This window comes from Corynebacterium drakensteinense (genome assembly GCF_041224285.1).
In the GTDB taxonomy this organism is placed as follows: Bacteria; Actinomycetota; Actinomycetes; order Mycobacteriales; family Mycobacteriaceae; genus Corynebacterium.
In genome coordinates this window covers 49462-64689 of sequence record NZ_JAXOFP010000012.1, presented here as the reverse complement: position 1 = coordinate 64689, position 15228 = coordinate 49462, and the positions used below count along the sequence as shown (strand labels likewise).

General features: G+C 56.9%; 12 protein-coding genes. 7 read left to right on the top strand and 5 right to left on the bottom strand.

All coding sequences use genetic code 11. The features are described from left to right. Position 1 precedes the first annotated feature (1 nt). From U1140_RS08080 to U1140_RS08070, 3 genes are read left to right on the top strand one after another with little or no spacing between them, the layout of a single operon-like run. Positions 2–502 (top strand): TRAP transporter small permease, encoded by a 501-nt coding sequence (locus tag U1140_RS08080; RefSeq protein WP_369847085.1) that lies wholly within the window; start codon positions 2–4, stop codon positions 500–502. Then, entirely contained in the window at positions 499–1779 is a 1281-nt protein-coding gene (locus U1140_RS08075; protein ID WP_369847083.1) for a TRAP transporter large permease, read from the top strand. Before U1140_RS08080 ends, U1140_RS08075 begins: the two co-directional genes overlap by 4 nt. Positions 1780–1834: 55 nt before the next feature. Further along, positions 1835–2527, top strand: coding sequence for an SOS response-associated peptidase family protein (locus U1140_RS08070; protein ID WP_369847082.1), 693 nt, complete (start codon positions 1835–1837; stop codon positions 2525–2527). Positions 2528–2546: 19 nt separating this feature from the next. On the opposite strand, the gene U1140_RS08065 is transcribed toward U1140_RS08070, so the two are convergent. The 4 genes from U1140_RS08065 to U1140_RS08050 all read right to left on the bottom strand — a co-directional run bounded on the left by U1140_RS08065 (position 2547) and on the right by U1140_RS08050 (position 8030). Further along, complete coding sequence (locus U1140_RS08065; protein ID WP_369847081.1) at positions 2547–3830, bottom strand: M20 family metallo-hydrolase; 1284 nt, start codon at positions 3828–3830, stop codon at positions 2547–2549. After that, positions 3830–4870, bottom strand: coding sequence for a histidinol-phosphate transaminase (hisC, locus tag U1140_RS08060; RefSeq protein WP_369847080.1), 1041 nt, complete (start codon positions 4868–4870; stop codon positions 3830–3832). The genes U1140_RS08065 and hisC overlap by 1 nt, the downstream gene beginning before the upstream one ends. Before the next feature lie 102 nt (positions 4871–4972). Further along, the gene (locus U1140_RS08055; protein ID WP_369847079.1) at positions 4973–6292 is read right to left on the bottom strand and encodes an aromatic amino acid transport family protein; all 1320 of its coding nucleotides are present in this window, start codon (positions 6290–6292) and stop codon (positions 4973–4975) included. A gap of 58 nt (positions 6293–6350) precedes the next feature. Beyond that, entirely contained in the window at positions 6351–8030 is a 1680-nt protein-coding gene (locus U1140_RS08050) for a thiamine pyrophosphate-dependent enzyme (protein ID WP_369847078.1), read from the bottom strand. A gap of 300 nt (positions 8031–8330) precedes the next feature. On the opposite strand from U1140_RS08050, the gene U1140_RS08045 reads away from it, so the two are divergent. From U1140_RS08045 to U1140_RS08030, 4 genes are all read left to right on the top strand, one after another. Continuing rightward, complete coding sequence (locus U1140_RS08045) at positions 8331–9536, top strand: glycerophosphodiester phosphodiesterase family protein (RefSeq protein ID WP_369847077.1); 1206 nt, start codon at positions 8331–8333, stop codon at positions 9534–9536. A 76-nt stretch (positions 9537–9612) separates the two neighbouring features. Then, entirely contained in the window at positions 9613–10668 is a 1056-nt protein-coding gene (locus U1140_RS08040; RefSeq protein ID WP_369847076.1) for a trimeric intracellular cation channel family protein, read from the top strand. Between the two features lie 191 nt (positions 10669–10859). Further along, positions 10860–12185, top strand: a complete 1326-nt coding sequence (locus tag U1140_RS08035) for an MFS transporter (protein WP_369847075.1) — start codon at positions 10860–10862, stop codon at positions 12183–12185. Positions 12186–12207: 22 nt separating this feature from the next. Beyond that, positions 12208–13851 (top strand): amidohydrolase, encoded by a 1644-nt coding sequence (locus tag U1140_RS08030; protein ID WP_369847074.1) that lies wholly within the window; start codon positions 12208–12210, stop codon positions 13849–13851. A 49-nt stretch (positions 13852–13900) separates the two neighbouring features. On the opposite strand, the gene gabT is transcribed toward U1140_RS08030, so the two are convergent. Beyond that, positions 13901–15226: a 4-aminobutyrate--2-oxoglutarate transaminase gene (gene gabT / locus U1140_RS08025; protein ID WP_369847107.1), complete on the bottom strand. Its 1326-nt coding sequence runs from the start codon at positions 15224–15226 to the stop codon at positions 13901–13903. Positions 15227–15228: the final 2 nt, after the last annotated feature.

Genomic DNA, 15228 nt, shown 5'->3' with positions numbered 1-15228 from the left:
TATGAACCGTTGGATTACAAATATAGAAGCTTGGGTCGCGAAGGGGTTTCTTCTTGCAGTCTTTATAGTTGTTGTACTGCAGGTTTTTACCCGGTACGTGCTTAACGCGCCCTTGTCTTGGACAGAAGAAGTCGCGCGCCTCTGCTTAGTGTGGCTTACTTTTTCATCAGCGATACTTGTTGCAAACCGTGATGACCATTTAACTGTTGACCTAGTATATGATCAGCTACCCGGAAAAATATCTCGGTTAGTAGACGTCATCGGTAAGACCATCGGGGCAGCAACATCTGCAGTTATGGGGTTTGCAGGGTTCGTAATGTCCTCATTAATGGTAGATGTTCGACTGCCTGCGACTGATCTTCCGGTAATGCTGCTGTATTCAGCTTCGTGTATTGGGTTTTTCTTAATATTCATTCATTCTGCTTGGAATATCGTCGCGGTAATTCGTGGCGGCGATGACGTCCAGCACGCATCAGGAACTACGGTAAAGGAAGCCTCATGATTCTATTGGCGATGCTTGCAGCCCTTCTTATATTACTTGCGTTGAGAGTACCAGTAGCGTTTGCTCTACTAATCCCAAGTCTTATATATATCTTATTTGAACCTAACACAACAATATCGGTAGCCTCCCAACAGGCAACTTCTGGGGTATTCGATTTTGCAATATTGGCAGTACCAATGTTTATCTTATTGGGAAATTTGGCGAATATATCTGGCGCAACGGACAAAATGTACGACGCTGCTGTTGCGTTGATAGGGCATCTACGCGGATCGTTAGGTTATGTAAATATTGCCACGAGTTTTGGGTTTAGCTGGATTTCAGGTGCTGCTATTGCAGATGCTGCTGCAATGGGGCGGGTGCAAGTGCCCGCAATGGTGGAGAGGAAGTATAGTCCTGAATTTTCATTAGGAATTACAGGTGCATCCTCGCTAGTCGCTCCGATGATGCCACCTTCAATCCCTGCGATTATTTATGCCGTTACCGCTGGTGTTTCAATTAGTGCATTGTTTGCTGCTGGGATTATTCCAGCTCTAATAATTGTTCTTGGATTAGTCGTTATGGTCTGGTATTTGACAAGGGATGATGATGACCTACGAATGCCAAAAGCCTCTGCAAAAGATCGCGTCAAACTGTCTATTAAGGCGCTGCCAATGGCAGGTGCTGCAATAATTGTTCTCGGTGGAATCCTGTCTGGAATCTTTACCCCAACAGAAGCATCAGCAATAGGTGTAATCTACGTTGCAGTTTTAGCGATTGTTTATAAGAATTTTAATTTCCGAAATATTCGAGACGTTCTGGTGAATAGTGTTGAAACTACAGGAAGTATTCTTTTGATCGTCGCGTCGGCAAGTTTGTTTGGGTGGGTGCTTGCACGGGAGCAAGCACCCCAAATATTCGGACAATTAATTTTTGAAATTACAGATAAACCATTATTTTTCTTAATAATCGTAAATATCGTGTTACTCATTGTCGGCGCCGTGTTAGAACCAACGAGTGCAATTTTGGTGATGACACCAGTTTTGATACCGCTCGGTGAAGCGTATGGGTTGGATCCGGTCCATATGGGAACCATGATGATTTTCAATCTGATGATTGGTTTGCTGACACCGCCGGTTGGGTTGGTGCTTTTCGTACTATCTTCAGTTACGAAATATCCTGTCACTCAAGTAATACGTGGGACTGTGCCATTTTTCGTCCCAATGCTAATAACCCTCTTCGCTGTGGCATTTATACCGCCATTAACGCTTTGGCTTCCGCATGTACTTGGAATAATTTAATTCCTTGATGCTTGAGCTATCTTAACTACAAATTTCATGCGCTAGGCTAGCGGCCATGTGCGCAACATATGGGCTCGAGCCAACCATGGAACTGCCGAACTATGAGCCGCTGTTCCAACCAGAAAGCCAGCAGCTGCTGGAGCAATGGATGGACCAGCGCAGCGGCACCGCGAAAATTACTGGGCGCAAAGCCTGGAACCTGAACCCCCTGATCACCGCCCCGGAAGGCAAGCGCCAGCTTGACCTTGCGTGGTGGTGGTTGCATTTAGGCAATAAGCCAGCACAGTTCAGCGCATTCAATGCTCGCGACGATAAACTTCTGCACTCGCGGGTGTGGAAGAAACCGTTTGCTCAGCACCGCGGCCTGGCCCCGGCACATTGGTACATAGAAAAAGGCCAGCGCTTTGAGTTGCCCAATACCCAAGGCTTTGCCATCGCAACCATCGCGGTCACCTCACACCAGCCGGATGGGGATCTTCTCAGCTACGCGCTGGTCACCCGGGATGCGGTCGCAGAAGCTGCCACCGTGCACCCGCGCATGCCGTTGCTGTTGCCGGAAGAACTTCACGACGACTGGCTCGATCCTAACCTGCACGGCGACGAGGAGCTGTTGGCAGAAGCACTCGCTGCCTCGGAAAGCCTGAGTAGGCAGGTGCGCATCGCGGACGCTCCAAGTAACGCAAGCGCACAGCACAAACCCCGGGCTACCACCGCGAAGGCGCAACCCGGGGATGCCACATTGTTTTAGCTCGTACCGGCCCCGGCCGTTATTCGTGCAGCGCGCCGGCGACCAAACGGCTGACCACACCGGTAAACACGTCCAAACCGGCCAGGCAGTCGTCGTCAAGTGTCAGCTCGGCCTCGTTGTGCGAAATCCCGTCGACGCTCGGTACGAACAGCATCACGGTGGGCACTTCGTCTTTCATATTTGTGGAATCGTGCCCGGCGACCGTCATCACCTCGCGGTGCGAATAGCCCAGCTCTTCGGCAACCTCGCGGGCAAGCTCGCAACCAGCCGGTGAATAGTCGTTCTGATTCCAGCTGTGCGTCAGCGTGCGATCGATCTCCACGCGTGCCTCGTCGGCAGCCTCGGCAATCACCGTCTCGAGGTGCTGCTCGGCCTGGTCCAGAATTTCCGCGTGTGGGCAGCGGATATCGACGTTGAAAATGACCTCACGTGCGATCGTCACCGGTGAATTTGGCTTGACCTCCATCTGCGAAACAGAGATCTGCAGCGGTTGGCCGGGGAACTTGTCGACGATTCGCCGCGCTTGCGCGATCACGATCGAGGCGCCAAACAACGCGTCGTGGCGATCTTCCATCAGCGTCGAACCGGTATGGCCCTGCTCACCACGGACGACCACCCGGAATTTTCGAGCGCCCCAAGTCGCAGTCACCAACCCGATCTGTGCTCCGGCCTGTTCCAGGTTTTTGCCCTGCTCGTTGTGGATCTCCGCGTAAGAAGCAATCTCTGGCAATTGGGCATCGCCAGGGTAGCCGGTCTCAGTGAATGCCGCGCGCACGGTGGTGCCGTAAAAATCGGTGGACTCCAGCGCCTCATTCAAACCCATCTTGTTGATCGCCACTGAGCTTCCCATCATGCTGGGGGCAAAGCGTGAGCCTTCCTCGTTAAACCAGTTCACCACAGCCAGGTTGAATTTCGGGGTGATTTCACCGGCTTCTACCGCCGCGCGCACCCGGGCGGCAGCATACGCGCCTGCGAGCACACCATAAGCGCCGTCGAAACGCCCCGCCATCGGCTGCGAATCCAGGTGCGAGCCCAACAACACGTAGGGCGCGCCGGGCACGAACTCGATGGTGGAGAACTGATTCGCGATGGCATCGAATTGCACCGGGGCACCCGTGGCGCGCTCGAACACGCGGGACATCCACTGGCGGTTTTCCTGGTCCGCCTGGGTGCAGGCCTCGCGGTCCACCCCGCCTGCTTCGGTGGCTCCGTGCGAGGACATCGTGGCGAAATCCTGCAGGAAGGCTTCATCGGAAAAATGGTGGCCAGAAAAGTCGTGGCCAGAAAAACCCGAGTTCGTCATCACTGGTTTTCCTTGCTAATACCCGCGCGTTCCCACGCATCCAGGAAGGCATCGGCTTCTTTTTCACTGGTCACGGACACGCGCACGCCTTCGTCGCCGTAGCGGCGGATGATCACGCCTTCGTCGAAAATGCGTTTTTCCACGTCTTCGGCATCCGCGCGCGGCATCCACACAAAATTGCCCTGCGACGGTGCGGCACCGACGGCACGAGCGATGCGGTCGCGCTGTCGCTTGGACTCTTCTACACGCGGGGTAAATGCTTCGCGGTTGGCGAGGGCAGCGATCGCGGCTTGCTCGGCCATCGCGGTTACCGTTAGCGGCAGTGCCACCAGGTTCAGTGCTTTGGCCAATTCTGGCTGGGCAAAGCCGTAGCCGACGCGCATACCGGCCAAACCGAAGGCCTTAGAGAAGGTGCGTGCACCGATCAGGTTGGGGTAGTCCTGGATTTCCTGCACTGCATCCGGGCGGTCTGGGTCATCATTGAATTCCCAGTACGCCTCGTCGATCAGAACCACCAGGTCATCCGGCACCATATCCATGAACTCGCGGAACTCGGCGCGGCTAAACGTCGTACCGGTCGGGTTATTCGGGTTGCACAGGATGACCAGTTTGGTCTTCTCCGTGATTGCCTCGGCGCAGGCGCGCAGATCGATGCTGTAGTCGTCGGCAAGCGGGACCGTGACCGGAATTGCGCCCGCCATGCGCACGTACAGCGGATAGGCCTCGAAGCTGCGCCACGGGAAAACCACCTCATCGCCAGTGTTGCAGGTAATGCGCACCGCACGCTGCACGATGGAGGAGGCACCAGGGCCGACGCAGAGATTATCCTCACTAACGCCTAGGTAGTCCGCGAGCGCCGCGGTAAGCTCCGGGCAGCCGAATTCGCCATAGCGGTTGCCGTAGTGCACGGCCGCGTGGATGGCGTCTTGGACGAATGATGGCGGGGCGTAGTCGGCCTCGTTGGATGAGAGCTTGACTTTACCCTCGGCGCTTTTGCCGGGGCGGTAATAGGGGAATTCGCTAAGATCTTTGCGCAGCATGAATCTGACCTCCTGAGAATGCGGGTTGGAGTGAGCAAGGCTCGGGTTGATGGGGGGGGTGATGCGGGATTGAGGTTACAGGTGCAACCTGAACGTTAAGTATTAGAACAGATCCCAGATGGTGATGGCCATGATGATCAGGCCCAGGATCAATACGAAGTAGTTGGCTTTGTCTTTGCGTACGTGTTTGTACACGTCCAGGTTGCGGAACATGTAGACCGGCAGCAGGTAGACCAAGAAAACCACGAAGACGCCGGCGACCACGGATGCCAGGGTAACGATCGATGGGTTGAACACCGCGACCAGTGTGGTGGCGGCGAACGCGAAGACGTAGATGCCGATCAGCAGGTTGCGTCGCGGGATGCGCGCAGCGGTTTTGGGTGCGATGGTTTTGAACAGGTATTCGGTGCCTTCTTCACTGCCCAGCAGGTGGCCGAAGTACGAGGAAACGATTGCGCAGACCACCACCATTGGCGCGATTGCGGCCATGATTGGGGTGCCGGTGACGTTGGCGAAGTAGGACAGCACCGGAATGTTTTGCTCGTGCGCCTCGCGCATACCGTCGGCGCCGAGTGCCAGCACGCACGACCACACGAAGACCATGGTGAATACGACCAGCAGGATTGCGGTGTAGAACTCAATCTTAGACACGCGCTTTTCCGTGTTCTTGCCATGTGCTGGCTGCATGTCGACGGATAGCTGCGAGAGAGCTGCCATGTGCGAGAACGAGAACACCATCACCGGCAGGATCAGCAAAACACCCTTGACGACGGAGAGGAAGCCGCCGCCGTCGTAGTCGAATTCCAAAAAGCTGGAGATATCCCAGCGTGGGATCAGGTAGATCGAAGTGATAGCCAGGAACAGAATCAGTGGGTAGACCAGGATCTGCGCTAGCCACAGCATTGGTTTGCGGCCGAAGGCGAACCCGGCGGTCATTAAACCAACACACAGCGTCGCCAAGATCCAGCGGTTGATTGAGGGGCCACCCAGCTGGTTGACGATGAAACTATCGACGGCATTGGTGATCGAGACACCGTAAATGAGCACTGTGGAAAATACGGCGATCCAGTACAAGATCGCGATGATGACCCCGCCGCTGCGGCCGAGGTACTGCGTGCACAGTTCCAGGACGTCTTTGCCGTGGTCTTTTTCTGGTGCTGCAGAGACGATGCGTGCGTAGGTGCGGTGGGAATAGTAGACCAGTGGGAACGCGATGATCGTAGCAAACAGCAACGGGATGAAGCCGAAGGATCCGGCGTTAATCGGCAAAAACAGGATGCCTGCGCCGACGGCGGTACCGAACAGCGTGATCACCCACGAGGAGGTGGATCCGGCTGGCTCGGCGTTTTTCTTCGCCTGTTGTTTTGTGGTGCTAGTTGCTGGGCTGGCGCCACTAGTGGCGCTGTGGTTGTTTGTGCTCATAGCGGTTGCTTTCTTGTGTGAGCTGGGTGTTGGCCGCCGGGGCGGTGTGTGCCCGGCGTTATTCGTCGGTGTTTTGGCGAAGGGTTGGGATGGACAGTGCTTGGTCAGTAATAACGTTAATCACTGCCGGTTTTCCTTCACGCACCGCAGCCAGGGCGCGTTCGACAGCCCCGGCGGCGTCCTGGTCAGAGGTGACGGTTTCGCCGTGCGCGCCGAAGGCTACGGCGGCGGCAGCGAAATCTGGGTTGGCTAGCTGCGTGCCGGAAACCCGCTTGGGGTAGTGGTTGAGCTGGTGGGTGCGGATGGTGCCAAATTCCGCGTTGCTCATCACCACGGCCAGAAACGCCCCGCCTGCCTGCACTGCGGTGGCAAGCTCTTGGCCGTTCATCAGGTATTCGCCGTCGCCTGCGATGGTGATGACGGTGCGCTCGGGGAACTGCAGCGAGGCCGCGACGGCTGACGGGATGGAATAGCCCATTGAACCGTTACGCACGCTGAGCTGCGAAGGATACGTTTCCGTGTGGAGGTAGCGCTGCGCCCACAGGCAGTGGTTTCCGGCACCAAAGGTATACAGTGCATCTTTCGGGGCTTGTTGCTGGATGGATTCCATGATGGCTTCCATGTGCGCGGTGCCAGCGGCGGTTTCTGGCCAGTTTTCTTGCTTGCCGACGTTCGCAAAGGCCAGGTGGTTGCGGTGCGCGGTGGCAAACCACTCGTGTTGGGTGGCATCGGTTTCTTCACCGATGCGCTTGGTCAGTTCCTCGGTGACTTCCGCGAAGGCTTGCGGGCTGGCCAAGATGTGTCGAGTGATGGCCGCGGAGTTGCCGAGCAGGGAAGTATCCGTATTGATCAGGATGTTTTTGGCATCCAGGCTTTGGCGCAACGTGTAACCATCGGTGGGCACGTCGGTAAGTACCGCACCGAGCTCGACGACGAGGTCGGCGTCGGCAAGCAATTCGGTGGCCGCATCGTTGCGACCGTAGCCGAGCCAGCCGGCATTCGCGGGCGAGGAAAACGCGATGCGATCGCTAGCGCGCCAATCGTGTACCACCGGGATCTGCTGTTGCTCGGCGAATTTTTGTACGGCTGCGGAGGTATTCGGGCTCCAATGGGCGCCGCCGGCGAAGATGAGTGGCTTTTCTGCTGCGCGAAGTTCGTCGGCCAGGAAATCCAGGTCAGCGTCGCTGAATGCCCCATGGCTGGAAGGTAGCGGCGGGCAGAGATCGCCGGTGAATTCTTGGTGCAGCACGTCTTCCGGCAGGCCGATGACCACTGGGCCGGGGCGACCCTGGGTTGCCAGGTGGAAGGCTTCGGCGACCACGCGGCTGGCGCGGGAGGCGTCGTCAAGCACATAGACGCGCTTGGCTTGAGTGCCGAACCACGCTTTGATGTCGAATTCCTGGAATGATTCGCGGTCGCGGTCGCTGATGGGAACCAGGCCGACGAACAGCACCAGGGGAGTGGCGTCCTGCCAGGCGGTATGAATGCCGACGAAGGCATTGGCTGCACCTGGCCCGCGGGTGACCATGGCGACGCCAGGTTGGCCGGTGGCTTTGCCGTGGGCTTCGGCCATGTAGCAGGCCCCGCCCTCTTGCCGGCACACGATGGTGTCAATGGAGGATTCGTACAGGCCGTCGAGCACCGGCAGGAAGCTTTCGCCTGGTACTTCGAAGATCCGTGGGACGTCGTGGAGTTCAAGACTGCGGGCGATTGCTGTGCCCACGTGGCCTACGCTCATGCTGTTACCTCGTGATGTAGCTGGAATGTTGTTCAACGATCATTCTCGTGATCTGAATCATACTAACATCTGAGATGAAATACTATGGATCTGTTAAGTATTTCCTAGTTATTGTGCGCTTGCGTCGGCCTGGAGAGGCCGACATTACCTATTGGGGGCACCTAATGTGGCTCCAAATGTAACGTGCGGGCGTCGCATATCGTAATGACGGCTGTGGCGTCAGTACGCTGATGGGCGGCTAACGGTAGCTGATAGTTTCGTAAAAATTCTTTGCCAATCCTGGCAGGTTAGGAGTATTTCATGACAGATAGTGCACGTAATTTTAGTCCGCGCAGCCCGCATAATTCGCCCTCGAGCAGGCGTCGTGGTGTACAGGTCATCGCAGCACTCGGGGCAAGTGCTATTGCCCTGGCGGGATGTTCACAGGCTGATGACGCCGCTGATTCAGCACACAACGCGGCCGACGGTGCTAGCGAAGCAGTAGAAAGCGCCACCGAATCCGCCTCGGCTAAGCAGGAAGAAAAGCTGACCTTTGAAAAACAGCAGGTTACCGAGCTCGATGTGGCGGCAAACCCAGTGCCTGCGGCTGCAGCGAAACTCCCAGAAGGCTTTGACTTGCAGTCGCACCGCTTTGGTCGCGGTGAATGGATTGAATCTTCCCGCGAAGGCCTAGAAAATTCGCTAGAAATGGGCGTGTCTACCTTGGAATTCGATATCGTGCTTTCCTCTGATGGCGTCCCGGTGGTGTGGCACGATACCGAAATTGATGCGGAAAAATGCCAGGACACTGAACCTGCCACGGACGATGATCCCAAGTTCTCATACGTCGGCAAGCTGGTTCACGAGCTGACTTTTGAGCAGATTTCTACGCTGAATTGCAACAAGAACCTGGAAGATTTCCCAGATGCAGCGCCACAGGATGATAATCGCTTGTTGCAGCTCTCGGAAGTTTTTGCGGCTGCTGCGGATTACCCGGATGTGCACTTCAATATTGAGACCAAATTAGAGCCGGAAGCCCGCGAGGACACAGCTTCTCCGCAAGAATTCGTCGATGCGATCATGGATGAAGTCGATGAGGCCGGGGTCGCGGACCGAACCATGATCCAGTCCTTCGACTGGGCATCGTTGCCGCTGGTGCGTGAGCGAGACCCAGAGATGCCGCTGGTGATGTTGTGGGATGAGACCACCTGGAAGTCCGGCTCGACATGGATTGGCGATGTTGATTATGATGCCGTCGACGGTGACATCGTAGAAGCCGCACAACAGTTGGGCGTGCAGGTGCTTTCCCCAGGCCATGCGGTTCCTTATGGCCAAAGCCCGCGTGACGACGACTACAACCCGGTTGCAACGCCAGAGCTCATTTCCAAAGCGCATAAGGCTGGTATGGCGGTGGTGCCATGGACCGTCAATGATGAGGACACAATGCGTGAACAGATCGCCGCGGGCGTCGACGGCTTCATCACGGATTATCCAAGCGCAGGCCAGGCGGTGTTAAAGGAGAAATAGCGTATTAGCGCGGCGGGTCTCACATTTGAGTGGACTAATTGTGCGATCTACTAGGCGATAGAGTCTAATATTCCGTATGCCCGAAGTAGATCCACTCATTGAATCCCTCTACCGTTGGTCCGATGTCAGCGGTGTGCTGCTGATGGGAATTATTGGCGGCACTATCGCCCGGAAAAGCGGGTATGACATCATCGGGTTTTTCTTCATCGCGATGTTCTCTTCGCTGGGCGGCGGAATGGTGCGCGACGTGCTTATCAACCGTGGCACCGTCGCCGCCATGAGCGAACCGGAATACCTGTATTTGGCTTTCACTGGCGCACTCATCGCACGCTTCGTCTACTTCAAAGGAAAAACCTGGGATTATATCCAGGCGCATGGCGACGCCGTGGTCTCTGGTCTGTGGGCAGGTACCGGGGCGGTAAAAGCGATTACTTTTGGTCTGCCGCTGATCCCGTGCATCATGATGGGTGTATTTACCGCGACTGGTGGCTCCATGATCCGCGATATTTCGATGGGGCGTGAGCCTGCGGTTTTTGGTAATAACCAGCCCACGGTAATTCCTGCCATCGCTTGTGCGAGCATTGTTCTCATTGGCAATCATTTCGGGATGCTGGCTGTCGGCATGGTCGTCGGTCCAATGGTGTCAATCTTCCTCGCGTTACTGGGCATTTGGGCCGGCTGGAGGGTTCCTGCCCACCAGGATTGGGCGCCGATCAACGATACCGCGGCGCAGGTCAAGGTGCTGGCGAAAAAGGCTGAGCATAAAAGCCGCGCGGTGGGGCGCAAGCTGGAACCGCACCGCGTGCGTTCTTGGCGCCACCGGCAAATGGAAGCAGCGCTACAGCGTCGTATGGAAAAAGAAGCACGTTCCGGGAAACGCCAGAAGATGACAGCCGCAGAGGTTAGCGAGTTCATGGAATCCTTTGACTCCGACGTAGATCAACTCAGTGCGGCACCACCAGAGAGCGCCGATACAGATTTCGGGGTTGATTTCACGGGTGATTCCTATGACGATGAACAGCCTGCATCGACGGAAGAGTCGCAGCGTTTGCTCGATGCCATTTTGGCGGATGACAAGCTCACCGATGAGCTCATTGAGCGCCTAATGAACCGCTATAACGCACGGGATTAGTAGCGCACACTAACCAGGAGCGTGGGAATTTTCGCCTGCGGCTAGGGGGTAAGCACTGAGCTGAAGATCATTCTGCGCGCCCCCGCTCTTCCAACGATTATTCGGGGCTCCCGTTATATACACCTGTTAAGGTGATCTAAGGCATAATTTTGCAGATTATATAGTTAAAGATCACTGAAGGGTTCAACTGCATGGCTTCATCGCAGAATCACTCCGTGCCCACCGGCGCGGTACACGACCATCAGGTGCGCAATAAAGACGTTCGCAAAATCGCGTTGTCGGCATTCGTCGGCACGGCACTGGAGTGGTACGACTTTTTCCTGTTCGGAACCGCTTCCGCACTCGTTTTCAACCATCTTTATTTCGCTACTGAAGACCCAGTCACCGCCACCTTGGCATCCTTTGCGACGTTTGGCGTCGGTTTCCTCGCCCGTCCATTGGGGGCGATTCTTTTCGGCAAAATGGGCGATAAATATGGCCGTAAGCCGGCATTGTTGCTGAGCATCGTCGTCATTGGCGTTGCCACCGGCGTTATCGGTTTCTTGCCGGATTATCATGCCATTGGCATGGCCGCGCCGATTCTGTTGACGGTGTTGCGCTTGCTCCAAGGTATCGCTGTCGGCGGTGAATGGGGCGGTGCGACCACGATTGCCATCGAGCACGCACCGCCAGAAAAGCGCGGGCGCTATGCCGCAATGGTGCAATTGGGATCGCCAGTCGGAACGTTGCTCTCCTCGGGAGCTTTTGCTTTGGTGGTTATGCTTCCGGATGAAACCGTCGATTCTTGGGGTTGGCGTTTGCCGTTTCTCGCTGCATTCCCATTCCTCGGTGTCGCGTTGTGGATCCGTCTCAAAGTCGAAGAATCGCCGGTCTACCAGCAGCTGGCTGAAGAATCCGAAAACAAGCCAACAGGTTCACTCAAAGAACTCTTCGCTGGTTACCCCAAACAAACTCTCTATGCGACTTTCGCTGCAATCACTGGTATCGGGGGATTTTTCATCTTCACGACCTACGCGTTGTCTTATGGCACGCAGGTACTTGAGTTTGAGCGGCAAGTCGTCGTCAATGCCACTCTGTTCGCCGCAGCGGGACAGCTTGTTTTCCTGCCGTTCTACGGCCGCCTCGGTGAGCGTTTTGGTGCGGGCAAAGTTATGGGAATCGGCGGCATAGCTGCAGCGGTCCTGGCAGTTCCGTTGTGGATGCTGATCGATAGCCAAAACACTGTGCTGATGACTCTCGCCATTTGCATTGGTATCTGGACTATTTCTGCACCATACGGTGTGGTCGGTGTGCTGTTGGGGGAAATGTTCCCAGCGCATATTCGCTACACGGGCATGGCGATCACCTCGAATATCGCCGGAGCGATCTCTGGATTGCTGCCATTCCTTGCCACCTACATCAATTCTTTTTTCGAGGAGCAATCCTCGGTTTCAGCAATGCTGTTGCTGATTGTCATTTCCCTGTTAACGGCTTTGGGCGGCATCATGGGCGCACAATATAAGCACGAAGAACAATAAACACGAAAGGACCCCAACCATCATGGCTTTACTCGATACCCTTATTACTAACGCCCGCATCTGGACCGGCGATCGGGAAAACCCGTCGGCAAGCGCAGTCGGCATCGTCGGCGACCGCTTCTTCATTCTCGACGAGGCCCAGGCCCACCAGCTAGGTGCGCGGCGCCGCTTTGACGCCGGCAACGCTTTCATCGCGCCGGGCTTTAACGACGCACACTGCCACTCGGTGTGGTTTGGCCTGACGCTGGCGGAAATCAATCTGAGCGATTGCCACAGTGCACAGGATGTTTACGACACCCTTGCCCAGGCTGACAAGGACCGCCCGGACCAGGATTGGTTGATCGCCTCGAACTTCCGACCGTCGAAAATGGGCGGCGAAGAACTCGACATCGCCGAGCTCGACCGCGCGACGAACAACCGAAAGCTCGCCATCAAACACAATTCTGGCCACAGCATGACGGTCAACACCGCGGGCCTGAAAGCTGGAGGCATCAACATCGATGACCCCGAGCAGCCAGAAGGCGGCCAGGTGGTGCTTGACGACGACGGCAAGCCCACTGGATTGCTGGAAGAAAACGCGATGCGCGCGATTAATGATCAACTCAGCCCAGAATCCGTTGAAGAGCTGGCGTACGCGCTGCAACTGGCGCACCGTCGTTATGTAGAGGAAGGGCTGACCTCCGTCACCGATGCGGGTATCGCCGGTGGATGGATCGGTCACAGTCCGCGGGAGATGGCGGCGTATCAGAAAGCCGCAGCCGCCGGCGATTTGCTGGCGCGCACCCAAGCGATGATCACCAGCGACGTGTTGCATCCGCTCGACGGGCATGCGGATGATCCGGCAGGCCACGGCTTGGATGCGGGGATCCGCACGGGGCTTGGCGACGAACGCCTGCAGATCGGGCCGGTGAAGCTGTTCACCGACGGCTCCTTGTTGGGTACCACTGCGGCGATGACAGAAGCCTATTGTGGCTGTTCGCACCGCAAGGGCTACTTGCAGGGGGACCCGGAAGATATGCGTGACCAAGCCATCAAGGCTGCTGGAAACGGTTGGTCATTGGCTTTGCATGCGATTGGCGATGCCGCGATCGACTTGGCACTCGACATTATTGAGGAAGCCACCGAAAAATACGGCGCACCAGAAATGCCGCACCGCATCGAACACGGCGGGGTAGTGCGTACCGATCAGATCGAGCGCCTAGCGAAAAACAACATCGTCGTTGCCCCGCAGCCGCGCTTCATCCCAGAATTCGGCGGCATCATGGCAGGCATGCTCGGCGAAGACCGCACTAAGCTGGCCTACCCTGCCAAGCGATTGCTGGAGGCGGGAATGATTCTTCCGGGAAGTTCGGATCGTCCCGTCGCCGATGGCGAACCACTCAAAGTGATCCAGGCATTCGTGCAGCGGAAAACCGAAAACGGCGAAGAATTCGGCCCGGAAGAAATCATCACCGTCGACGACGCGCTTTACGCTTATACTGTCGGCTCGGCCGCCGCGACAGGCTGGGCTGGCCGCAAGGGGCAGATCGCGCCGGGCCAGTTAGCGGACTTGGTCGTGCTTGCCGACGATCCCCGTGAGGTCGACCCGGACGTAATCAGTGACATCGAGGTTGTGGCGACGATGGTGGGAGGCGAGTTTGTCCACGGTGGTTTGCAGGAAGTGTAGTCTGCCGGCGCTTGCTGCCTGACGAGCTTTAGCGCGGCGTCAGGCCGGTCTAAACCAGCTTGTTGAAGGCGCGCACGATTGCCTGCAAGCCTTCGCGCAGCAGGGCTTCCGGGATCACCAACGCGGGCAGGAATCGAATCACGTTGCCGTCTTGCCCGCAGCTCAGCGCCAGCACGCCCTCGGACTGAACCGCCTGCACGATGGCACCGGTCAGTTCTTTGTCCGGGTTGCCCTCGGCATCAACGAACTCGACTGCCACCATGGCCCCGCGCCCACGAATTTCGGCCACCCGCGGGTGCTCGGTGATCTCGGCGAGTTCCTCGCGAATGATCTTGCCAATTTCCGTGGCACGTTCGCCGAGTTTTTCTGCTTCCATTTCTTCCAACGTCGCCAGTGCAGCAGCGCAGGCGACTGGGTTGCCGCCGTAGGTTCCGCCGATACCGCCTGGCTGCGGCGCGTTCATGATTTCCGCGCGTCCAGTGACCGCAGAAATTGGCATACCGTTGCCAATGCCTTTGGCCATCGTGACCAGGTCCGGCACGATCCCTTCGTGTTCGCTGGCGAACCACGTGCCCGTGCGCATGATGCCGGCCTGGATTTCATCGGCGATAAACACCACGTCATTTGCGCGGCACCAGTCGACGATGCGTGGTAAGAATCCCTCGGCTGGAACAATGAAGCCACCTTCGCCCTGGAGTGGCTCGATGACCACACACGCCAAGTTCTCGGCGCCGACTTTTTCCAATTCGGCGATCGCACGCTCGGCGGCTTTGGCGCCAGCCAAGCCATCGCGCAACGGGTAGGACATCGGCACGCGGTGCACGTCACCCGCGAACGGGCCAAACCCGGCCTTGTACGGGTTTTCCTTCGCGGTCATGGCCATGGTCAAGTTGGTGCGGCCGTGGAAGGCGTAATCGAACACGGCCACGCCTGTCTTCTTGGTGTAGTGGCGTGCGATCTTTACCGCGTTTTCGACGGCTTCGGCGCCGCTGTTCATCAACACGGTGCGCTTGTCGTGATCGCCCGGGGTGAGTTTGTTGAGTTTTTCCGCCAGTTCTACATACGACTCGTACGGCGAGATCATGAATGCCGAGTGCGTGAACCGAGCCGCGGCGTCCTGGACGGCCTTGACGACGCGGGGGTTGGAGGCACCGGCGGAGGTCACCGCGATTCCGGAGGCCAGGTCGCAGAATTGGTTGCCGTCGGCGTCGACAAGAATGCCTCCGTCGCCGTCCACGACGAATCCCGGCAGCACGGCGCTCACCGAAGTTGGCAGGGCAGCATTGCGGCGTTCCAAAAGCTTTGCGCTATTCGGACCGGGGAGTTCGGTGCTAATGGAGATTTTCTGTTCGATGCGGTAGTTGAGGTCCTGCATGG

Excerpts from the sequence above, each read along its gene's own strand:
- U1140_RS08035 (WP_369847075.1), top strand. The coding sequence starts at position 10,860 with ATGGCTTCATCGCAGAATCACTCCGTGCCCACCGGCGCGGTACACGAC.
- U1140_RS08065 (WP_369847081.1), bottom strand. The coding sequence starts at position 3,830 with ATGACGAACTCGGGTTTTTCTGGCCACGACTTTTCTGGCCACCATTTT.
- U1140_RS08075 (WP_369847083.1), top strand. The coding sequence starts at position 499 with ATGATTCTATTGGCGATGCTTGCAGCCCTTCTTATATTACTTGCGTTG.
- hisC (WP_369847080.1), bottom strand. The coding sequence starts at position 4,870 with ATGCTGCGCAAAGATCTTAGCGAATTCCCCTATTACCGCCCCGGCAAA.
- U1140_RS08070 (WP_369847082.1), top strand. The coding sequence starts at position 1,835 with ATGTGCGCAACATATGGGCTCGAGCCAACCATGGAACTGCCGAACTAT.
- U1140_RS08040 (WP_369847076.1), top strand. The coding sequence starts at position 9,613 with ATGCCCGAAGTAGATCCACTCATTGAATCCCTCTACCGTTGGTCCGAT.
- U1140_RS08030 (WP_369847074.1), top strand. The coding sequence starts at position 12,208 with ATGGCTTTACTCGATACCCTTATTACTAACGCCCGCATCTGGACCGGC.
- gabT (WP_369847107.1), bottom strand. The coding sequence starts at position 15,226 with ATGCAGGACCTCAACTACCGCATCGAACAGAAAATCTCCATTAGCACC.
- U1140_RS08050 (WP_369847078.1), bottom strand. The coding sequence starts at position 8,030 with ATGAGCGTAGGCCACGTGGGCACAGCAATCGCCCGCAGTCTTGAACTC.
- U1140_RS08055 (WP_369847079.1), bottom strand. The coding sequence starts at position 6,292 with ATGAGCACAAACAACCACAGCGCCACTAGTGGCGCCAGCCCAGCAACT.
- U1140_RS08080 (WP_369847085.1), top strand. The coding sequence starts at position 2 with ATGAACCGTTGGATTACAAATATAGAAGCTTGGGTCGCGAAGGGGTTT.
- U1140_RS08045 (WP_369847077.1), top strand. The coding sequence starts at position 8,331 with ATGACAGATAGTGCACGTAATTTTAGTCCGCGCAGCCCGCATAATTCG.